Genomic DNA, 21,598 nt, shown 5'->3' on the forward strand with positions numbered 1-21,598 from the left:
GGGCGGGGTGGGCAAGTCCACGCTGGCCGCCCGGTACGCCGCCGCCCGTGCGGGCGAGCGCCGGCAGAAGTCGCCCGTGTGGTGGATCACCGCCGACAGCGCGGCGGGGGTGCGGGCCGGCCTGGCCGATCTGGCGGCGGCGCTGCAACCGGGACTGTCGGCGGTGCTGCCGCTGGAGGCGCTGGCGGAGCTGGCCACCGCCTGGCTGTCCGCCCATGAGGGCTGGCTGCTGGTGCTGGACAACGTGACCGATCCCGCCGATGTCGCGCCGTTGCTGGGACGGACGATGTCGGGGCAGATCGTGGTGACCAGCCGGCTGGGCGAGGGCTGGCACCGGTACGGCGCCCGGCCGCTGCGCCTGGACGTGCTCACCGAGCGCCAGTCGGTCGAGCTGCTGCTGCGGATCGCCGCCCACCTCGATCCCGTGACCGGCGGGGCGGCGGAACTGTGCGGGACGCTCGGGTTCCTGCCGTTGGCGATCGAGCAGGCCGCGGCGTACCTGCACCAGACCCGCCTTGCCCCGGCCGCCTACCTGGACCTGCTGGCCGCCAGACCCGGGGCGATGTACGACCAGGCCGCGCGCGGCGCGGACGCGGCGCCGACCGTGGCCCGGACCTGGCAGATCACTCTCGACCGGATCGCCGACGTGCCGCTGGCCGGCCATATCCTGCGGATCCTGGCCTGGTGGGCGCCCGAGGCCATCCCGCGCACCCTCCTCGGCCCGCTCGCCAGTCCCGCCGAGATCGTCGATGCCCTGGGCGTGCTGGCCGCCTACGACATGATCGCGCTGGACACGCGGACCATCGCCGTGCACCGGCTGGTACAGGCGGTCACCCGGACCCCCGACCCGGCCGATCCCCACCGGCGGGCCGCCGACATCGACAGCGCCCGCGACCGGGCCGCGGATCTGCTGAACCAGGCGCGCCCCGCTACCACCGACGACCCCGAGCAATGGCCGGCCTGGCGGGCGCTGCTGCCCCACGTCGACGCGCTCACCGTCCACGCGCGCGGCGACACCGACACCGCCGACACCGACCTTCTCCTCTACGACACCGGCGTGTTCCTGCACGGCCAAGGCGCGCTCGACCGTGCCCTCCGCTATCTGGAGCGCTCCCTCGCCGCCTCCGAACGCCTCCACGGCTCCGACCACCCCGACACCATGGCCGGCCGCCTCGTCCTCGCCAGCGCCTATGAGGACGCGGGCGACCTGGGCCGGGCACTACCGGTGTACGAGCAGACCCTCACCGACATGACGCGGGTTCTGGGCCCTGACCACCCTGACACCCTGTCCTGCCGCGACTACCTCGCCGGCGCGTACACGTCAGTGGGCGATCCGGCCCGGGCCATCGCCCATTGCGAGCGGACGCTGGCCGATTGCGCGCGGGTGCTGGGCCCCGGCCACTCCCAGACCCTGACGTCCCGCCACAACCTCGCCCAGGCATACCGGTCGGCGGGCGACCTGGCCCGGGCCATCCCCTTGTTCGACCAGAACCTCGCCGACCGGCGCCGGTTCCTCGGAGCCGACCACGTCCAGACCCTGGCCAGCCTCAACAGCCTCGCCCGCGCCCACCGGGACGCGGGTGATCTCGCCCGGGGGCTCACCCTGTCCGAGCAGGCACAGGCAGAGTGCGCGCGGGTGCTGGGCCCCGACCACCCCCTCACCCTGACCAGCCGGAGCAACCTCGCCTACGCCTATCGGGACGCAGGCAGAGCGAAGCAGGCCGCCGACCTGCTCAAGCGGACCCTCAGCGACATGACCCGGGTACTGGGCGACGGTCATCCCGACACCCTGGACTGCGGCAACGGCCTCGCCTGCCTGTACGAGGCGGTGGGCGATCGACGCCGGGCCATCGCCCTGTTCGAGCGCACCCTCACCGAATGCGTGCGGGTGCTGGGCCCCGACCACCACCACACGCTGTCCACCCGCAACAACCTCGCCCACGCCTATCACTCAGCGGGCGACCTGGCACGGGCCATTCCCTTGTTCCGGCATTCCCTCAGGGAATGCCGGCGGGTACTCGGCGAAGACCACCCGCTCACGAAGGCGGCGCGCGGCAACCTAGCGGCGGCACAGCGGACCGGTCGGCGATGGTAACCGGCCCGAAGCGCCGACCGGCTATTTGTGGGAGATGTAGAGATCCATATTGGTGTAGTCGAAGGTGAGCGCGAAGGGCTTGAAGAACTCCATCGAGAAGTTGGCCAGCGTCTGGAACCTGACGCGGTCGTCCAATATCTGCTTCTTGAGGGCATAGCCGTAGAGGTCCCGGGCGGACATGCGCCCGAGACTCGTCTTGCGGACGATGAACGGAATGGCGTCGTCCATGGTGCCGTACAGGTTCGGGCGCTTGTGATCCAGTAGCGCGCCCGCCCGTTCGGCTATCGCCTCGGTGGTGAAGACGGCCGCAGCGCCCGCTCCGCCCTCGACTCCGGTGTTGAGGGAGACGACTTTCGGCCCGTCATTGTTGAGGCTCCCGAGCGTGCAGGGGACGCGGGCGTCCGCCAGCCACAACGGCAGCCGGTCGGCATTGGCGCGCCCGGCCTCGGCGCGGAACCCGTTCAGTTGCGCACTGGTCTTCCGCCGCAACGTGAACGCCTGGTTGCCGAAGTCCAGCGTCGCCAGGAAGTGGTGGAACAGCGTACTGCCGAGAGTGCCCGCCGGACGCTGCCGGCTTCCGAGAGCGTGGGGCATCTCGCCGTCGTGCCAGACGACCGGGACGTTGCGCACTTCGATGTCGCCGATCCGGATCGAGCCGACCACGCCGTGATGCATGGTGACCGGCTGATAGCCGAGGGTCTCCGTGCTGGTGGCCACCGCGCGGAGCCCCGCCTTCTCCGCCGTCTCCATCGAGAAGGCCAGCGGTGCCCCGGTGTCGAGGATGAACCTCGCCGCGGGCGCCCCGTTCACCGAGGCTTCGACGAGCGGCAGGGGGTTGAGGGCCTTGAAGGGAAGCCGCGTGCTCTGCGCGCCGCGCACCTCGTACGGCGTGCCGGAGATACTGGCGTACTGCTTGGCGTACGCCTCCTGACCGGTGTCCCGGAGCAGTGGCACCGCCCGCGCGAACTGGTCCTGCCGCACGTAGCAGTCCGCCAGCCGCTCCTTCGAGAAAGTGTCGCCCGGAGCCACGGTGACGGCCTTGGTCAGGAACTTCTCCGCATCGGCGAATCTATTCGACAGCAGCGCGATATATCCTCGCTGCGCGTTGGCGTGAGCGTTCTTGGGGTCCTTGCGCAGGATTTTCGCGTAGCCCTGATCGGCGTCCTTGAACCTGCCCGCCTTGAAAAGCCGATCGGGCTCCGAGCCGGATACAGGGCCCCCCGGGTTCCATCCGGAGGCTTCGGCCCCCTTGGCCCCCAGCAGCGGAATGACCGTGGCGGCTCCGACGGTCATGCCGGCCTGCTGGAGGAACTTGCGCCGATCGGTGTTCTCTATGGTCATGGTGACTTCTTCCTCACAAGCGGAGTCGCCCGCGCGTTACTTATGTGCGATGTAGAGATTCATGCCGGCGTAGTCGAAGGTGACGGCGAACGCCTTGAAGAATTCCTGCGAGAAGTTGCCGATCGTCTCGAAACCCACGCGGTTGTTGAGCGCCGAGTCCTGGGACGCGAGGCCGTAGACGTTCCGGGACACCGCGCGCCCGAGACCGGCCGTCGGCGCGACGAAGGGATAGGTCTTGTCCATGGCGGAGAACGTGACCGGGCGGTCGTAGTCGATCCTGAGGCCCGCGAGCTTGGCCGTCTTCTCGTCCGTTCCGACCTGGATGGCGCCTTCGGCGCCGGTGTCCAGGCCGACCACCCTCGGCCCGTGGCCATTGACACTGCCCAGCGTGTAAGGGATGTGGGTGTCCGCCAGCCACAGCGGCAGGCGCTCGGCTCTCGCGCGCTCCGCCTCGGCCCGGAACTTCCGCCGTTGCGCTTCCGTCTTCCGCCGCAGGATGAGCGCCTGGTTCGCGAAATCCAGCGTGGTCAGGAAGTGGTAGAAGATCGTGGTGCCGATGATGCCCTTAGGCTGGGCGGCCCCAAGGGGGTGCGGCATCTCCGCGTCATGCCAGACGACCGGGACGTTCCGGAGTTCGATGCCGCCCATCCGCAGTGAGCCGACGACACCGTGATAGATGGTGATCACCTCTTCGCTGGTCCGGCCCTTGCTCGTGGCCACCGCACGAAGACCGGCCTTCTCCGCCGTCTCCATCGTGAAGGCCAGCGGCGCGCCGGTGTCGAGACCGAACGTCACCGGCTCGGCGCCGTTGACCGAAGCCTGAATGGTCGGCCCGGGATTGAGGGTCGTGAAGGGAACCCGCGTGCTCTGCGCGCCGCGCACCTCGTTCGGTATGCCGGTCACGCTCTCGTACTGCTTGGCGTACGGCTCGACGCCCGCCGCCCGCAGCCACGGCACCGCCCGGGACAGCTGGTCCTGCCGCACGAAGACGTCCGCCAGCTGCTCCTTCGAGAACCTGTCATCGGGAGCCAGGCCGACGGCCTTGGTCAGGAACTTCTCGGCTTCGGCGAACCTGTTGGACAGCAGCGCGATATATCCTCGCTGCGCGTTCGCCCGGGCGTTGTCCGGGTCCTTCTTCAGAATCTGCGCGTAGCCGCGATCGGCCTTCTTGAACTCACCGGCCTTGAACAGTTCGTCGGGGTTCTTGCCCGGCGCTGCGAAACTCATACCGACCTCCAGGAGAACGCTCGCTACCTGCTCGATACGTACAGATTCATGTCGAGATAGTCGAATGCGGCGGTGAACGCCTTGAAGAATTCCTGCGAGAAGTTGCCGAGCGTGTCGAACCTGAACGGCCCATCGAGCAGGGAGCCCTCGTTCGCGACCCCGTACACGTTCCGTGCGACCGCGCGGCCCAGACCCGCCTTCGGTGCGATGAACGGGTAGGACGTCTGCTGGCCGTCGAACGACGCCGGACGGTCGAGATCCAGCCTCACACCCGCTTGCTCGGCCATCTTCTGCGTCGTGCTGACCTGGGTGGCGCCTTCGACCCCGAAGTCCAGCGAGACGACCCTTGGCCCATGGCCGTTGAGGCTCCCCAGCGTGCAGGGGAAGTGGGTGTACGCCAGCCACAACGGCAGGCGGTCGGCCCCGGCCCGCCTGGCCTCCGCCCGGAGCCTTCGCAGCTGCGCCCGGGTCTTGCGCCGCAGGACGAGCGCGTTGTTCGGGAAGTCGATGGTGGTGAGGAAACGGTAGAAGAGGGTGGTTCCGAAGGCGCCTTTCGGCTGCGGGACGCCGAGCGGGTGGGGCATCTCGCCGTCGCTCCAGACGACCGGGACATTGCGCATCTCGATGTCGCCCATCCGGAACGAGTCGACGACGCCGTGGTACAGGGTGAAGAACTCCTGGCCGTTCCGGCCCCTGCTGGTGGCCACCGCGCGGACGCCGGCCTTCTCCGCCGTCTCCATCGAGAAGGCCAGCGGCGCGCCGGTGTCGATCGTGAACGGCACCGGTTCGGCGCCGTTCACCGAGACGTCGGCGAGAGGGATGGGATACCGGAAATCGATGGGAAGCCGCGTCGACTGCGGGCCGCGGATCTCGTACGGTGTGCCGGTCACGCTCTCGTACTGCTTGGCGTACGACTCGATGCCGGCCGCCCGCAGCAGCGGCACCGCCCGGGCCAGCTGGTCCTGCCGCACGAAGACGTCCGCCAGTTTCTCCTTGGAGAACCGGTCGTCAGGCGCCAGGGCGACGGCCTTGGTCAGGAATTTCTCGGCATCGGCGAATCTGTTGGACAGCAGCGCGATGTATCCCCGCTGGGCATGGGCACGAGCGTTGTCCGGATCTTTTTCAAGGATCTTCGCATAGCCTCTGTCGGCGTCCTCGAACCTGCCGTTCTTGAAGAGTTCTTCAGGGTCGTCGCCCGACCTCGCGAATGTCATGATGCGGTCTCGCTTCCCATCCCATGGCCCGGGCCGGCGCTCCCGCCGGAGTCGTCCCGGTTCGGATGGTCAGGTAACACGAGCCTGTGTTTCCACCGCATAAGTGCGGAGCGACGCCCTGCCGGGGATTAGGAGCGGACGATCTGCCTGAGGGCTAGGAAAGGCGGTGGGCGAGGGCGGTGTGGCGGCGTCCGGCGCCGGCGGTGCGGACGGCGGCCGCGAGGGCGCGGCGGGAGCCGACGAGGACGACCAGCTTCTTCGCGCGGGTGATGCCGGTGTAGAGCAGGTTGCGGCGCAGCATCATCCACGCGCCGGTCGTGAGCGGGATGACGACGGCGGGGTACTCGCTGCCCTGCGACCGGTGGATGGTGATGGCGTAGGCGTGGGCCAGCTCGTCCAGTTCGTCGAAGGCGTAGTCGAGGCTCTCGTCCTCGTCGGTGAGGATGGTCAGCGACTGGTCTTCGGCGGAGATGGACGTGACGACGCCGACGGTCCCGTTGAAGACGCCCGCCTCGCCCTTGTCGTAGTTGTTGCGGAGCTGGGTGACCTTGTCGCCCACGCGGAACACCCGTCCGCCGTAGCGGCGTTCGGGGCGGGCCTCGTCGTGCGGGGTGAGGGCGTCCTGCAACAGCGTGTTCAACGAGCCCGCCCCGGCGGCGCCCCGGTGCATGGGCGTGAGGACCTGCACGTCGCGGCGGGGGTCGAGGCCGAACCTGCGGGGGATGCGGTTGGCGATGACGTCCACGGTCAGCTCGGCGGCCTCGTCCTGCTCGTCGCAGGGGAACAGGAAGAAGTCGGGGTAGCCGCGGGTGTGGGGGTGCTCTCCGGAGTTGACGCGGTGCGCGTTCACCACGATGCCCGATTGCTGCGCCTGCCGGAAGATCCGCGTGAGCCGGACGCGCGGGATGACCTCGGCGGACAGCAGGTCGGCCAGCACCTCGCCCGCGCCGACGGACGGGAGCTGGTCGACGTCGCCCACGAGCAGCAGGTGGGCGCCGCGCGGGATGGCCTTGACCAGCTTGTTGGCCAGGATCAGGTCGACCATGGAGCTCTCGTCGACGACGACCAGGTCGGCGTCGAGGGGGTCGTCCTGGTCGTACTTGGCGTCGCCGCCGGGCTGGAGCTGGAGGAGGCGGTGGACGGTCGCGGCCTCGTGGCCGGTCAGCTCGGCGAGGCGCTTGGCGGCGCGGCCCGTGGGCGCCACCAGGACGATCTTGGCCCTCTTGGCGGCCGCCAGCTCCACGACGGAGCGGACGGTGAAGCTCTTGCCGCAGCCGGGGCCGCCGGTGAGCACCGCGACCTTGGAGGTCAGCGCGAGCTTGACGGCCTCCTCCTGCTCGGGGGCGAGCGCGGTGCCGGTCCGCTCCCTCAGCCAGGGCAGGGCCTTGTCCCAGTCGACGCCGGCGAACGCCTTGAGCCGGTCGTCCGGGGCGTCGAGCAGGTCGCGCAGGCCCCGGGCCAGGGACCGCTCGGCCCGGTGGAACGGGACGAGGTAGACGGCGGGGATCGTCGCGGCGTCGTCGCCCGCGCCGGGGATCGGCTCGCGGACCACGCCCTCCTCCGCCGCCAGCTCGTCCAGCGCCGGGACGATCAGCTCCCGGGGCACGTCGAGGATCTTCTCCGCCGCCGTGACGAGGTTGGGCTCGGGCAGGAAGCAGTGCCCGTCGTCGGCGGCCTCGGAGAGCGTGTACTGGAGCCCGGCCTTGATGCGCTCGGGGCTGTCGTGCGGGATGCCGACGGCCTGGGCGATGGTGTCGGCGGTCTTGAACCCGATGCCCCAGACGTCCGCCGCGAGCTGGTACGGGCGGCGGCGCACGGTGTCGATCGACTCGTCCCCGTACTTCTTGTAGATACGGACGGCCAGGGAGGTGGAGACGCCGACGCCCTGCAGGAAGACCATGACCTCCTTGATGGCCTTCTGCTCCTCCCACGCGTCGCCGATGCGCTTGGTGCGCTTCGGGCCGAGCCCGGGGACCTCGACCAGCCGGCCGGGCTCCTCCTCGATGATCCGCAGGATGTCGGTGCCGAAGTGCCCGACCATCCGGTCGGCCATCACCGGCCCGATGCCCTTGATCATGCCGGAGCCCAGGTAGCGGCGGATGCCCTGGATCGTCGCCGGGAGGACGGTGCTGTAGGAGTCGACCTCGAACTGCTTGCCGTACTTCGGATGGGAGCGCCAGCGGCCGGTGAGGCGCAGGCTCTCCCCCACCTGCGCGCCGAGCAGCGCCCCGACGACGGTCAGCAGGTCGGCGCCGCTCTTGTCGGTCGCCACGCGCGCGACGGTGTAGCCGGTGTCCTCGTTGGCGTAAGTGACGCGCTCCAGGACGGCCTCCAGCACGACCGGCCTGGCCGGCACCGATGCGCTCGTCACAAACATCATGATGTCGGACGCGGGCGGCAGGCTCGTCCCGGTTTTCTTGATCAACTCATGGACATGCAGGTGAGCGCGGTCGGGCAGGGATCGATTCGGTGGAACGGTGGCCGGAACCGGCAGCTGTTCTGGATCTTCGGTTGATCGCGACGTACGGTCCGGGCGCACCCGTACCACGAGTACTGGGAGGTACCGCTGGTGTTCCGCTCCCATATCCCTGCCCTGGCGACCCTGACCGCCGTTGCCGTCACGCTGGCCGCGTCCCCCGCCTGGGCGGCGCCCCCCGGAGGGCCCGATCCGATCGCAGGCTTCACGCAGGAGAACTCCAAGTGGCAGCGGCAGTACGAGAGGCTGCTGAGCGCCATCCCGTCCGGGAAGGAGGGCCGCTCGCTGGACGCCGAACTGGCCGCCGAACCGGGCCTGGCGACCACCACCGGTGACCGGCACCGGGTCGCGCGCATCGTGGCGAGGCTCCGCTCGTACGGGCTGGAGCCCCAGGTGAAGACGTACTACGCCTACCTGTCGATGCCGAAGCGGGTCAAGGTCGAGATGACGGCCCCGCAGCGCAGGACCCTGCCGGTCAAGGAGAAGCCGCGGCCCTGGCAGAAGGACTTCGACCAGGTCATCCCCGGCCACAACGGCATGTCGCCGTCCGGGAACGTCCGGGGCGAGGTCGTGTACGCCAACTACGGCCGTCCCGAGGACTTCGCGCTGCTGGCCAAGAACGGCGTCTCGGTCAAGGGAAAGATCGTCCTCGTCCGGTACGGGCGGGTCTTCCGGGGCATCAAGCCGCGCGAGGCCGCCCGCCGGGGCGCCAAGGGCGTGCTCATCTACTCCGACCCGGCCGACGACGGGTTCACCAAGGGCAAGGTGTACCCGGACGGGCCGTGGCGCGCCGCCGACGGCATCCAGCGCGGCAGCATCGCGCAGATCCAGCTCGCCGCCGGGGACCCGCAGACGCCCGGATGGCCCGCGACGAAGGGCGCGCGGCGCATCAAGCCGTCCGACGCGCCGATGCTGAAAGGGCTCGTCCCGACGACGCCCATCTCGTACGGCGCGGCCGAGCCGCTGCTGCGGGCCCTGAAGGGCGCGCAGGTCCCCAAGGACTGGCAGGGCGGCCTGCCGTTCCCCTACCGCACCGGCCCCGGCGGGACGAAGGTCCACCTGGACCTGAGGAACGACTACCAGGTGCGTCCGCTCTGGGACGTCACCGTCCGCATCCCGGGCAGCCAGCGTCCCGACCAGGAGGTCATCCTGGGCGCGCACCATGACGCGTGGACGTACGGGAGCGTCGACAACCTGTCCGGCGCCGAGAACGTGCTGCAGATCGGCCGCGCCCTGGGACGGCTCCTCAAGCAGGGGTGGCGGCCCAAGCGCACGGTGGTCCTCGCCACGTGGGACGGTGAGGAGTACGGGCTCTTCGGCTCCACCGAGTACGCCGAGCAGCAGGCCGAACGGCTGCGCAACGCCGTCGCGTACGTGAACATGGACGGCGCCGGAGGGTCGGAGTTCGGCGCCTCGGCGACGCCCGCGCTGGACCAGTCCGTCATCGACGCGTCCAAGGAGGTGCGCTGGCCCGGGACGGACGGGACGCTGTACGAGGCGTGGAAGGCGCGGAACGAGGGCAAGACGCCGATCTCCCGGATCGGCGGCGGCTCGGACTTCCAGGCGTTCTTCCAGCGGTACGGCGTGCCCGCGATGGACCTGGGCGCCGCGACGCCGGGCTCGGCGGGCAACTACCACTGCTCGTGCGACGACTTCTACTGGACGTCCCACTTCGGCGACCCGGACTACGAGTACCACGCGGCGATGTCCCGGCTGGTGGGGATCGCGACGCTGCGGCTGGCCAACGCCGACGTCCTGCCGCTGACCTACCGTCCGTACGCCGTGGAGACCGCCGGATACCTGGCCGACTACACCGAGGCGCAGCGCAAGCGGCTCGGTTCCGTCGTCGTGGACGTGTCCCGCGACATCGACCAGGCGAAGGCGTGGCAGCGCGCCGCCGAGGCACTGCAAGCGCGTGCGGACGAGGCGCTCCGCAAAGGCGACACGGCCGCGTTCCGCCGCCTGAACGAGAAGATCATGCAGGCCGAGCGCGATCTGCTGACCGCGACCGGCCTGCCGGGCCGCTCCTGGTACCGGCATCAGGTCTACGCGCCCGGCATCGACACCGGCTACGCCACGCAGCGGCTCCCGGCCCTGTACGACGCGCTGTTCGTCGACAAGGACCCCGCCACGGCGAAGAGGTACGAGGCCCACCTGCACGAGAGCCTGCGCGCCGCGACCCGCACGCTCACTCCCTGAGGAGGAGCATGAGAGGCGTTCTCGCACTCACCGGAGCCATGGTCGCCGGCTCGGCGCTCGCCGTCTCCGCCCTGCCCGCCGGAGCGGCGCCCGGCGGGCAGGCCCCGTCCATCACCAAGGAGCCGTTCGGCACGCTCCCGGACGGCACGAAGGTCGACCGGTACACCCTCACCAGCGGACAGGGCGTGCGCGTCCGGATCCTGACGTACGGCGGCATCGTCCAGATGCTGGAGTCCCCGGACCAGCACGGCCGCAGCACCAACGTCGTGCTCGGCTTCGCGACGCTGAAGGACTACGTCGACAAGAACGGCGGACCTTACTTCGGCGCCCTGATCGGCCGCTACGCCAACCGAATCGCCCAGGGCCGCTTCACGCTGGACGGCAAGACCTACCAGCTCGCCGTCAACAACGGGCCGAACAGCCTGCACGGCGGGCTCAAGGGCTTCAACACGAAGGTGTGGAAGGCCCGGCCCGTCAAGACCGACGGCGGCGTGGGCCTGCGCCTGGCCTACACCAGCGCGGACGGCGAGGAGAATTACCCGGGCACGCTCACGACCACCGTCACCTACACCCTGACCAGGGGCAACGAACTACGCGTCGGCTACCACGCGACGACGGACAAGGCGACCGTGGTCAACCTGACCAACCACTCCTACTTCAACCTCGCCGGTGAGGGCACCGGCGACACCTACGGCCACCGCATGCAGATCAACGCGTCCCGCTACACGCCGGTGGACGACACCCTGATCCCGACCGGACGGCTCGCCCCCGTGAAGGGCACACCGTTCGACTTCACCCGCCCGCACGCCATCGGCGAGCGGATCCGCGCGAACGACCCGCAACTGCTCATCGGGCACGGCTACGACCACAACTTCGTGATCGACCAGGACCGTCCGGGACGGCTCACGAAGGCCGCCCGGGTGACCGAACCCGGCTCCGGGCGCGTGCTGGAGGTCAGCACCACCGAACCGGGCATCCAGTTCTACTCGGGCAACTTCCTGGACGGCTCGCTCATCGGCACGAGCGGCCGCGCCTACCGGCAGGGCGACGGATTCGCCCTGGAAACCCAGCACTACCCAGACTCCCCCAACCATCCGAGCTTCCCGTCCACGGTGCTGCGCCCGGGCCAGACCTTCGACTCCACAACCGTCTACGCCTTCTCCACAGTGTCCACTCAATCCCGGCCCAGCGGGCTCGCCTGGCGGCTCGCCCGCTGACCGTGCTTGTGCGAGCGCGAATCGCTTCGCGATCTTCCCGGTGGGGCTCGCCTTCGGCGTCGCCCCACCGGTCAGGTCGCGCGCTCGCGCGATCATTGGGGCCGTTGCGCAAGGACCCGGCAGGTCGCCCCAGCAGCGATCAACTCTCCCAGCCGACCGGCAAGGGCACGCTCTGCCGCGATGGCCGACCCCGTGAGACTGATGAGGACGCTAGGGCGCGGCGGAGCCGGGGGTTGTGCCTGCTGAGATCTCCAGGACGCCGGTTTCGGTGACGAGTGCGGTGACGAGGCGGGCGGGGGTGACGTCGAAGGCCGGGTTGAAGGCGGCGACGCCGTCCGGGGCCGTCCGGACCCGTCCGGCGGTGAGGACCTCCGCGGCGGGCCGCTCCTCGATCGGGATGCCGTCGCCGTCCGGCAGGGACAGGTCGACGGTGCTCCACGGCGCGGCGACGACCAGCGGGATCCCGGCCGCCGCGCAGGCCAGCGCCACCCCGACCGAGCCGATCTTGTTGGCGGTGTCGCCGTTGGCGGCGATCCGGTCGGCGCCGATGACGGCCACGTCCGCGAGGCCGCGCAGGATCGTGCTCGGCGCCGCGCCGTCGGCCTGCACGGTGCACGGGATCCCCGCCTGGGCCAGCTCCCAGGCCGTGAGCCGGGAGCCCTGGAGCAGCGGGCGCGTCTCGTCCGCGTAGACCATCTCCACACGGCCCCGCCCGTGCAGCTCGCGGACGACGCCGAGGGCCGTCCCCCACCCCGCGGTGGCGAGGGCTCCGGCATTGCAGTGGGTGAGGACGCGCAGCGGGCGGTCGGCGGAGCGGGCGAGGATCCAGTCGGCGCCGAGCCGGCCGATCGCCCGGTTGCCGCGGACGTCCTCGTCCAGCAGCGCCTGCGCCTCCGCCGCGACCGCCTCGGCGCCCTTGGCAACGAACGGGACGACGCGGTCGACGCCCGCAGCGAGGTTCACCGCCGTGGGGCGCGCCTCCCGGACCCGGGCGATCGCGGCGTCGCGGGCGGCGTCGTCCCACCCCTCCCGGTCGGCCTGGCGCAGGACGATCGCGACACCGAACGCGCCCGCCACGCCCAGCGCGGGGGCGCCGCGCACCACCAGCCGCCGAATCGCGTCCACGAGCGCGTCAACATCGCGGACCACCAAGTGCTCCACCCGGGCGGGCAGGACGGTCTGGTCCAGCAACCGCAGCCCCCCATCAGTCCACTCCAGGGCCCGAACATCCATGCTTATTGCAGTGCCCTCGGCGTCAGGCGCTAAAGCGCCTTCCTTCGGCAGTGCCCTCGGCGTCGGGCCCTGGGGGCCCTCCTTCAACGGGCACTGCGGCGATCGCTGCATCGCTCCGACTCGCCCAAGGGCTCGCTACGCGATCAGGTCCTCGCTCCGCTCGAACCTGGCTTCGCACGCGATCGCAACGCTGAGGCCGTCGACACCTGAGGCAACTACCTCCCTATTGCAGGGGCCCCGAAGTGGCGTGAAGCCTTGTGGCACCGGGCTTTTCGGCTCCCGGCGGCGGCGCCTCATCTGGTCTGTGACCTGGGATAACTTGACATGAGTCGAACTTGTGTTCGAGATTGTGTCGGGGGTGTGTGAGAGGAGGGACGGTTGTGGGCGAGGTGGCGCCGCTGGAGTCGGCCATGGCCGCTGCGGCGCTCGGCACGGGGGCCATCAGGGACGTCGTGCCTGTGCTGCCTGCGCTGCGTTCGGTGATCCCTGGCGGCGGGCTGCGGCCCGGCTCGGTCGTGGGACTCGGCGGTCCCGGCGCGTCCTCGCTTGGGGTGGCGCTCGTCGCGGGGGTTTCCCGGCATGGCGGCGAGGACGGGACGGGCGGCTGGTGCGGTGTGGTCGGCCTCCCCGACTTCGGTGTGGCCGCCGCCGCCGGGATGGGGGCGGCGCCCGAGCGGCTGCTGCTGGTCGACGAGCCCGGCGAGCGCTGGCCGGACGTGGTCGCGGCGCTGGTGGAGGCGGTGGACCTGGTCCTGCTCAGGCTGCCGGAGCGGCCCGGCGCCGCGGCCGTGCGCCGACTGTCGGCGCTGGCCCGCAAGCACGGCTGCGTCCTCACGCTGACCGGCGGGTTCGCGGGCGACTGGGCGGGGACGCGGCTGCGGCTCCGGCTGGAGCACCTCGACTGGCAGGGCCTCGGCGACGGCCACGGGAGGCTGCGGGGGCGCCTCGCCGACGTCGTCGCCGAGGGCCGTGACGCCCCGGGGGCCGGGCGCCGCGCCCGGCTGTGGTTCCCGGGGCCGGACGGCACGGTCGTCCCGGACGAGCCCGTCGCGGGGCGGCCGCCGCTGGAGGTCGTCCGGGGCACGGGCCGGGTGTCGGCGGGCGCGCCCGTCCACACGGTGGCGGAGGAGGGGATCGCGTGACCCGCGTGCTGGCGGTGTGGTGCCCGGACTGGCCGGTCACGGCGGTCGGGGTGGAGGCGGCGGTGCCCGGCGCGGTCGTGGTGCGGGGGCGGGTCGAGGCGTGCACGGCGGCGGCGCGGGCGGAGGGCGTGCGGCGCGGGCAGCGGATCCGGGACGCCCAGCGGCGGTGCCCCGAGCTGGTGGTGCGCGACCGGGACCGCGATGCCGAGGGACGGCTGTTCGAGGCGGTCGTCACGGCGGTCGCGGAGCCGGCGCCGCGCGTGGAGGTGGTGCGGCCGGGGCTGTGCGCGATCCCGGCGCGCGGGCCCGCCCGGTTCTACGGCGGCGAGGAGGCGCTGCGCGTCCTCGTCCAGGACGCGGTGGTCGAGGCCGGGTACGACTGCGGGTCGGGTATCGCGGACGGGCTGTTCGCCGCCGAGCTGGCCGCGCGCGCCGGGCAGGGCGGCGTGGTGGTGCCGGAGGGCGGCACGGCGGGATTCCTCGCGCCCTATCCACTGTCGGTGCTGGACCGGCCGGACCTGGCCGACCTGCTGCGGCGGCTCGGCGTGAAGACGCTCGGCGCGTTCGCGGGCCTGCCGTCCGGGCACGTGGCGGGACGGTTCGGGGCGGACGGGGCGCTCGCGCACCGGCTGGCGCGCGGCGAGGAGCCGCGCCCGCTCGCGCCCGTCCGCGCCTCGGACGACCTGTCGGTGCGCGGTGACTTCGACCCGCCCGCCGCCCAGGCCGAGCAGGTCGTGTTCGCGGCGAAGCGGCTGGCGGGCGAGCTGCACGAGGGTCTCGCGGCGGGCGGGCTGACGTGCGTGCGGCTGGAGGTGGCGGCCGGGTTCGCGGACGGGCACGTCCTGCGGCGGCTGTGGCGGCACGACGGGCGGCTGTCCGCGCTGGCGGTGGCGGAGCGGGTCCGGTGGCAGCTGTCGGCGTGGCGGAGCGAGCGCCCGGTTCCCGGCACCGATCCGGAGGGCGTGGAGACCCCCGTCGGGGACGAGGCCGTCTGGGGCGGGGTCGCGTGGCTGGAGCTGGTGCCCGACCAGCTCGTCCCGGACGAGGGGCGGCAGGAGGCGCTGTGGGGCCGCACCGCGGTCACCGACCGGATCGCGCGGGCCGCCGACCGCATCCAGGCGCTGCTCGGGCACCGGGCGATCACCCGTCCGGTGCTGACCGGGGGGCGCGGGCCCGGCGAGCAGGTCGCCAAGGTGCCGGTGGGCGACCTGCCGCCGGCGGGCGCCGGGGACGGGCCGTGGCCGGGCCGCGTGACGGCGCCCGCGCCCGCCGCCGTCCCGCCGGAGGCGCCGCCCGCCGACGTGGTGGACGCGTCCGGCGGGCCGGTGGTCGTCTCGGCGCGCTGCGCGGTGTCCGCGCCGCCCGCCGCGCTGGCGCTCGGCGGCGGCCCGGCCGCCGCGGTGACCGGCTGGACGGGGCCGTGGCCGGCGGACGAGCGCTGGTGGGACCCCGCCCGCTCGCGGCGCCGGGCCAGGTTCCAGGTCGCCACCGACGACGGCGGCGCCTACCTGCTCGCCGTGGAGGGCGGGCGCTGGCACATGGAGGCGTCCTATGACTGAGGGGGGTCGCTGATGGGGTGGCAGAATCCGCCGATCCCGTGGCGGGAGTTCGAGGAGCGGCTGTCGTGGCGGGCGCCGCGCCCGCAGGCGGAGGCGCAGGCGCCTCCCGAGCGGCGGCCCGAGCCGGTGGCCGGCGGCGGCGTGCCGTGGGCGGAGCTGCACTGCCACTCCTCGTTCAGCTTCCTGGACGGGGCGAGCGACCCGGACGGACTGGTCGCCGAGGCCGCGCGGCTCGGCGTCGAGACGATGGCGATCACCGACCACGACGGCATGTACGGGGCGGTGCGGTTCGCGCAGGCCGCGCACGACGTGGGGCTCGGGACGGTGTTCGGCGCCGAGCTGAGCCTCGGCCTGCCGGGCCCGCAGGCCGGGGAGCCCGACCCGGCGGGGCGGCACCTGCTGGTGCTCGCGCGCGGCGCGGAAGGCTACGCGCGGCTCTGCTCGGCGATCACGGCGGCGCAGCTCGCGGGCGGCCAGAAGGGCCGTCCGGTGTACGACCTGGAGGCACTGGCAGGGGCGCATGATGGGCACTGGGCGGTGCTCACCGGGTGCCGGAAGGGGCACGTCCCGGCGGCGCTGGAGGCGGACGGCCCGGACGCGGCGGAGCGGGAGCTGGACCGCCTGATCGGCATGTTCGGGCGCGGCAACGTGTTCGTGGAGCTGGTCGACCACGACCAGCCGGACGACGACCACCGCAACGACGCCCTGTTCGCGCTGGCGGCCCGCGCGGGGGTGGACGCCGTGGCCTCCAACAACGTCCACTTCGCCGCGCCCGGCGCCGACGCGCGGCTGGCGCAGGCGATGGCCGCCGTGCGGGCCCGCCGCAGCCTCGACGACATGGTGGGCTGGCTGCCCGCCGGGGGCACCGCGCACGTGCGGAGCGGCGCGGAGATGGCGGCGCGGCTGGCGCGCTTCCCCGGCGTCCGCGAGCGGACGGCCGCGCTGGGCCGCGAGTGCCGCTTCGGGTTCGACGTGGTGGCCCCGCGGCTGCCCGACTGGCCCGTCCCGGACGGGCACACGGAGGCGACCTGGCTGCGGCACCTGGTGGCCGAGGGCGCGCTGCGCCGCTACGGACCGCCCGGCCGCGAGCGGATCTCCGGCGCGTACGCGCAGATCGCCAAGGAGCTGGACGTCATCGAGGAGCTGAACTTCCCCGGCTACTTCCTGATCGTCCACGACATCGTGGAGTTCTGCCGGCGCGAGGGCATCCTGTGCCAGGGGCGCGGGTCGGCGGCCAACTCGGCGGTCTGCTACGCGCTCGGCATCACCGGGGTCGACGCCGTCCGGCACGGCCTGCTGTTCGAGCGGTTCCTGTCGCCCGGACGGGACGGTCCGCCCGACATCGACCTGGACATCGAGCACCGGCGCCGCGAGGAGGCCATCCAGTACGTCTACCGCAAGTACGGGCGCGAGTGCACGGCGCAGGTCGCGAACGTCATCAGCTACCGGCCGCGCATGGCCGTCCGGGACGCGGCGCGCGCGCTCGGCTTCTCCCCCGGCCAGCAGGACGCGTGGTCCAAGGGCATCGACCCGCGCGACCCCGTCGGAACCGAGGCCGACATCCCCGCGCCCGTGACCGAGCTGGCGAACCGGATGCTGACGCTCCCCCGCCACCTCGGGATCCACTCCGGCGGCATGGTGATCGCCGACCGCCCGGTCGGCGAGATCTGCCCGATCGAATGGGCCGCGATGGCGGACCGCAGCGTCCTGCAATGGGACAAGGACGACTGCGCGGCGGCGGGGCTGGTGAAGTTCGACCTGCTCGGCCTCGGGATGCTCGCCGCCCTGCACGACTGCTTCGACCTGGTGGACGAGCACCACGGCCGGCGCCACGACCTCCAGTCGATCCCGCCGGACGACCACCGGGTGTACGAGATGCTGGGCGACGCCGACACGGTCGGGGTGTTCCAGGTGGAGTCGCGGGCGCAGATGGCCACGCTCCCGCGCCTCAAGCCCCGCGAGTTCTACGACCTGGTGGTGGAGGTGGCGCTGATCCGCCCCGGGCCCATCCAGGGCGGCTCCGTCCACCCGTACCTGCGCCGCAGGAAGGGGCTGGAGCCCGCCGCCTGCCCGCACCCGCTGATGGAGCCCGCCCTGTCCCGGACGCTGGGCGTGCCGCTCTTCCAGGAGCAGATGATGCAGCTCGCCGTGGACTGCGCGGGCTTCACCCCGGCCGAGTCCGACCAGCTGCGGCAGGCGATGGGCGCCAAACGCGCGCCCGAGCGCGTGGAACGGCTCCGGCGCCGCCTCCTGGACGGGATGGCCGAGCGCGGCATCCCCGCCGACATCGCCGAGAGCGTGTACGAGAAGATCCTGGGATTCACCGGGTTCGGGTTCCCGGAGTCGCACGCCCAGAGCTTCGCCCACCTGGTGTACGCGAGCGCCTGGTTGAAGCGGCACTTCCCGGCCGCGTTCACGGCGGCGCTCGTCCGCAACCAGCCGATGGGGTTCTACAGCCCGCAGAGCCTTCTGGCGGACGCCCGGCGGCACGGGGTCGTCGTCCGGGGCGTGGACATCAACGCCAGCGACGTGTACCCGACGCTGGAGGAGCCCATCGAGGTCGACAGCGACCATCCGCATGCGCCGTCCGAGCCGCAGCCCGCCCTCCGGGTGGGCCTGGACGGGATCCGCAACCTCGGCACCGAGACGGCGGAGGCGGTCGCGGCGGGCCGTCCCTACAGCGGCATGGAGGACCTGGCGCGGCGGGTGCCGCTGTCGGCGGGGGCGTTCGAGGCGCTCGCGACGGCGGGCGCGTTCGACTGCTTCGGCCTGGCGCGGCGCGAGGCGCTGTGGGCGGCGGGCGCGCTGGCCGGTTCGGGCCCCGGGCGGCTGGAGGGCGTCACGCCGGGCGCCACCGCCCCCGCCCTGCCCGCCATGACACCGATCGAGGAGACCCTCGCCGACCTGTGGGCGACCGGCGTCTCCCACATCCATCCGGTCGCGCACGTCCGGGCGGCGCTGGACGAGTTGGGCGCCCTGTCGTCCGCGCGGCTCGCGGGCACCCCGGGCGAGACCAACGTCGTCGTGGCCGGGCTCGTCACCCACCGGCAGCGCCCGCCGACCGCGGGCGGCATCGTGTTCATGACGCTGGAGGACGAGACCGGCATCATCAACGTGGTGTGCCCGCCGCAGGTGTTCCAGCGGCACCGCGCGCTCGCCGTCGACTCCCAGGCCCTGCTGGTCAGCGGGCGGCTGGAGCGCGCCGACGGCGTCTCCAACGTCCGCGCGACGCGGCTGCGGCGGCTGCCCGTCCCCGGGAAGGTGCGCGCCCGCAACTTCCACTGAGGCGAGGCCGGCCAGGGCCCGGCGCCTCCCGTCAGCCGGAGTACTGGCCGCCCAGCGGGACCGTCCGGCCGCCCATCAGCTCGGTGACGGTCACGAACGTGTAGCCCTGGCCCGCGAGCCGCTTCAGGACGTCGGGCATCGCGTCCGCCGTCGGCTTGTGGCCGTCGTGCAGCAGGATGACCGCGCCGGGCCTGGCCTGCCGGACGACGCGGTCGGCCACGGCCTTGGCTTCGCGTTCGCGCCAGTCTTGCGAGTCGACGTTCCAGAGCACCTGCACCAGGTCGAGCGACTTGGCGACGCCCGCGACCGTGCTGTTCGTGGCGCCGTACGGCGGCCGCAGGAGCGTGGGGCACCAGCCGAGGGCGCCGCGCAGCACGTCCTGCGTCCGCTGGACGTCGGAGTTGATCTGCATGGTCGGCAGCCGGGTGAGGTCGCGGTGGCTCTGGGTGTGGTTGCCGATCTCATGGCCCGCGGTGGCCGCCTGGCGCAGCAGCCCGGGATCGGCGGCGGCGTTGTCGCCGACGACGAAGAACGTGGCGCGGGCGCGGTGGACGGCGAAGGCCCGCAGCATCTCCCGGGTGTAGGCGCTCGGCCCGTCGTCGAACGTGAGCGCGACGCACTTGGCGCGCGCGCAGTCGACCCGCGGGGGGCTGGGCCGGGACGCGGGGTCGCCCGACATCAGCGCGGGATGCGGCCGGACGGTCAGCGCCGCGTCGCGCGCGCGCCGCCCGAACGCCGACAGCATCGGGTCGTGGGCGGCCCGGTCGACCGCGACCGCGACCCGGCCCGCCGAGCCGGGCGCGACGGTGTAGTCGCTGAACTCCGCGACCAGGTCGCCGGCCTCGTTGAAGGCCAGCGAGGGGAAGGTCTGCGCGTCGGCCCGCACCTGCGCCGGGTTGGCGCGCGAGCCGAGCCGGTCGCGGACGTGCTCGGCCAGCGCGCCCAGCCCGTCCCGGCCGTTGACCAGATCGGCCGAGGCGTGCACGGCGCGGGTCGCGACGTCGTACCAGAACGTCTGCCGCGACTCGCCGCCGGACGAGCCGAGGAACTGCCACGTCACCAGCCGAACGCCCACCACCTGGTCGGACGCCGCGGTCAGCGACCACTGCACGTTCAGCTCCGGCGTGCCCCCGCCCGGCAGCGGCGCGGAGTCGGCGGTGTCGGCGGCGAAGTGGCGGATGGCCTCGCCGACCGCCGCCGCGAGCCTGCGGGTCAGCGGGTCGGCGCCCGGGATCCGCGGGTACGCGGCGTACAGGCGGCGGGTCGCGTCCTGCTCGACGCGCGTCACCGCGGTCGTGCCGGGCACCGCGGCCGGGTCGACGGTGTGGACGGTCGTGCCGTCGGCCGTGGGCCGCGACCTGTGCTCGGCATGGACGGCGCAGCCCGCCGGCGGCAGTACCGCGGCCAGCGCGGCCGTCGCGGCGGCCACGCCCCGGGTCCACGGGTTCATCGACGAATTCCCCCACCGAGCCACACTGGTTCGATCTTGAGATGATCCGACTGGTTGGCCAGCGTATGCCCGCCTGGGCCACGATTCGCCGTCGCTGGGACGGGCGGCCGGAGTTTTAACCCGGGCCGGTGGGGACTTGGCCAATCGTTGACCTTTTGGGTGGGACTGGCCGTGGCACCCGTCCTCTGACATGGTGTGGGCGGAGGGGTCGCGTGCCGCCGCGGGGGCGGCCGCCAAGACGCGGCTTCATGGGGGGCGAAAGGATCGCCGATGCAGAGCCCGCATTCCCGTCCGGGGCCCGCGGCGTCCCTGGGTGAGCTGCGCCCGGACGACCCCACGCGCGTCGGCCGGTACGGCATCGAGGCCAAGATCGGCGAGGGCGGGATGGGCGCGGTCTACCTCGGCCGCGACCCGGATGGGCGGCCCGTCGCGGTGAAGGTCGTCCGCTCGGAGCTGGCGGGCGACCGCACGTTCCTCGCCCGCTTCCACGACGAGGCCGCCAACGCCGAGCGCGTCGCCTCGTTCTGCACCGCGCAGGTCCTCGAACACGGCAGCGACCTGGGCCTGGCCTACATGGTCACCGAGTACATCGACGGCCCGTCCCTGCTCCAGCACGTCTCCGAGAACGGCGCGCTGTCGCCCGGGATGCTGCACGGCGTCGCGGTCGGGGTGGCCGCCGCGCTGGTCGCCATCCACAGCGCGGGCCTGGTGCACCGCGACCTCAAGCCCAGCAACGTGCTGCTGTCCATCTCCGGCCCGCGCGTGATCGACTTCGGGATCGCCCGCGCGCTGGACATGGCGAGCGCGCACACCCGCACCGGCCAGGTCGTCGGCACGCCCGGCTGGATCGCGCCGGAGCAGATCACGACGCAGCAGGTCACCCCCGCCGTGGACCTGTTCGCCTGGGGCTGCCTGGTGGCCTTCGCCGCCAACGGGCGCAACCCGTTCGGGCAGGGCTCGTTCCAGATCATGGCGGCGCGCGCCGTGCACGCCGAGCCCGAGCTGGGCGAGCTGCCCGCCCCGCTCGCCGGGCTCGTCCGGTCCTGTCTGGTCAAGGACCCCCAGCTGCGGCCCACGGCCCGGGACCTGCTGCTCGCCCTGGTCGGCGGCGCGGGCGAGGCCGCCGTCAACACCACGCTCGGCGAGTCGTGGGCGCCCCC

The 21,598-nt window shown here is 72.6% G+C and carries 13 protein-coding genes; 7 read left to right on the forward strand and 6 right to left on the reverse strand.

Annotation, left to right across the window (positions count from 1 at the left end; all coding sequences use genetic code 11):
• On the forward strand, nucleotides 1–2,095 hold a 2,095-nt coding region (gene fxsT / locus E1298_RS26505; protein ID WP_131897882.1), incomplete at its 5' end, for an FxSxx-COOH system tetratricopeptide repeat protein.
• A 21-nt stretch (nucleotides 2,096–2,116) separates the two neighbouring features.
• On the opposite strand, the gene E1298_RS26510 is transcribed toward fxsT, so the two are convergent.
• The 4 genes from E1298_RS26510 to recD2 form a co-directional block, all read right to left on the reverse strand.
• On the reverse strand, nucleotides 2,117–3,436 hold the full coding sequence (locus E1298_RS26510; protein ID WP_131897884.1) for a retropepsin-like aspartic protease: 1,320 nt from the start codon (nucleotides 3,434–3,436) through the stop codon (nucleotides 2,117–2,119).
• A 36-nt stretch (nucleotides 3,437–3,472) separates the two neighbouring features.
• Nucleotides 3,473–4,663 (reverse strand): retropepsin-like aspartic protease, encoded by a 1,191-nt coding sequence (locus E1298_RS26515; RefSeq protein WP_131897886.1) that lies wholly within the window; start codon nucleotides 4,661–4,663, stop codon nucleotides 3,473–3,475.
• 23 nt (nucleotides 4,664–4,686) lie between these two features.
• Nucleotides 4,687–5,877, reverse strand: coding sequence for an aspartyl protease family protein (locus E1298_RS26520; protein WP_131897888.1), 1,191 nt, complete (start codon nucleotides 5,875–5,877; stop codon nucleotides 4,687–4,689).
• A gap of 154 nt (nucleotides 5,878–6,031) precedes the next feature.
• Nucleotides 6,032–8,248: an SF1B family DNA helicase RecD2 gene (gene recD2 / locus E1298_RS26525; RefSeq protein WP_243725827.1), complete on the reverse strand. Its 2,217-nt coding sequence runs from the start codon at nucleotides 8,246–8,248 to the stop codon at nucleotides 6,032–6,034.
• Nucleotides 8,249–8,446: 198 nt separating this feature from the next.
• Between recD2 and E1298_RS26530 the strand changes: the two genes are divergently transcribed.
• Both E1298_RS26530 and E1298_RS26535 read left to right on the forward strand, forming a co-directional pair.
• Nucleotides 8,447–10,552 carry a M28 family peptidase gene (locus E1298_RS26530; protein ID WP_207944851.1) on the forward strand — a complete coding sequence of 702 codons (2,106 nt, stop codon included), beginning with the start codon at nucleotides 8,447–8,449 and terminating at the stop codon, nucleotides 10,550–10,552.
• A gap of 8 nt (nucleotides 10,553–10,560) precedes the next feature.
• Nucleotides 10,561–11,769: an aldose epimerase family protein gene (locus E1298_RS26535; protein ID WP_131897890.1), complete on the forward strand. Its 1,209-nt coding sequence runs from the start codon at nucleotides 10,561–10,563 to the stop codon at nucleotides 11,767–11,769.
• Nucleotides 11,770–11,979: 210 nt separating this feature from the next.
• Here the strand turns inward: E1298_RS26535 and mtnA are convergent, their stop codons facing one another.
• Complete coding sequence (gene mtnA / locus E1298_RS26540; protein WP_207944852.1) at nucleotides 11,980–13,002, reverse strand: S-methyl-5-thioribose-1-phosphate isomerase; 1,023 nt, start codon at nucleotides 13,000–13,002, stop codon at nucleotides 11,980–11,982.
• Nucleotides 13,003–13,382: 380 nt separating this feature from the next.
• On the opposite strand from mtnA, the gene E1298_RS26545 reads away from it, so the two are divergent.
• From E1298_RS26545 to E1298_RS26555, 3 genes are read left to right on the forward strand one after another with little or no spacing between them, the layout of a single operon-like run.
• On the forward strand, nucleotides 13,383–14,144 hold the full coding sequence (locus E1298_RS26545; protein ID WP_243725828.1) for a hypothetical protein: 762 nt from the start codon (nucleotides 13,383–13,385) through the stop codon (nucleotides 14,142–14,144).
• Nucleotides 14,141–15,703, forward strand: a complete 1,563-nt coding sequence (locus tag E1298_RS26550; protein ID WP_131897892.1) for a DNA polymerase Y family protein — start codon at nucleotides 14,141–14,143, stop codon at nucleotides 15,701–15,703. Before E1298_RS26545 ends, E1298_RS26550 begins: the two co-directional genes overlap by 4 nt.
• Nucleotides 15,704–15,715: 12 nt before the next feature.
• On the forward strand, nucleotides 15,716–18,988 hold the full coding sequence (locus E1298_RS26555; RefSeq protein ID WP_131897894.1) for an error-prone DNA polymerase: 3,273 nt from the start codon (nucleotides 15,716–15,718) through the stop codon (nucleotides 18,986–18,988).
• A gap of 31 nt (nucleotides 18,989–19,019) precedes the next feature.
• Here E1298_RS26555 and E1298_RS26560 read toward each other — a convergent pair whose 3' ends face one another.
• Nucleotides 19,020–20,438 (reverse strand): polysaccharide deacetylase family protein, encoded by a 1,419-nt coding sequence (locus E1298_RS26560; RefSeq protein ID WP_165975671.1) that lies wholly within the window; start codon nucleotides 20,436–20,438, stop codon nucleotides 19,020–19,022.
• A 270-nt stretch (nucleotides 20,439–20,708) separates the two neighbouring features.
• Between E1298_RS26560 and E1298_RS26565 the strand changes: the two genes are divergently transcribed.
• Nucleotides 20,709–21,598, forward strand: an 890-nt coding sequence (locus E1298_RS26565; protein ID WP_131897898.1) for a serine/threonine-protein kinase, incomplete at its 3' end; no start/stop codon positions are given.

Source organism: Actinomadura rubrisoli (genome assembly GCF_004349215.1).
Lineage (GTDB): Bacteria > Actinomycetota > Actinomycetes > Streptosporangiales > Streptosporangiaceae > Spirillospora > Spirillospora rubrisoli.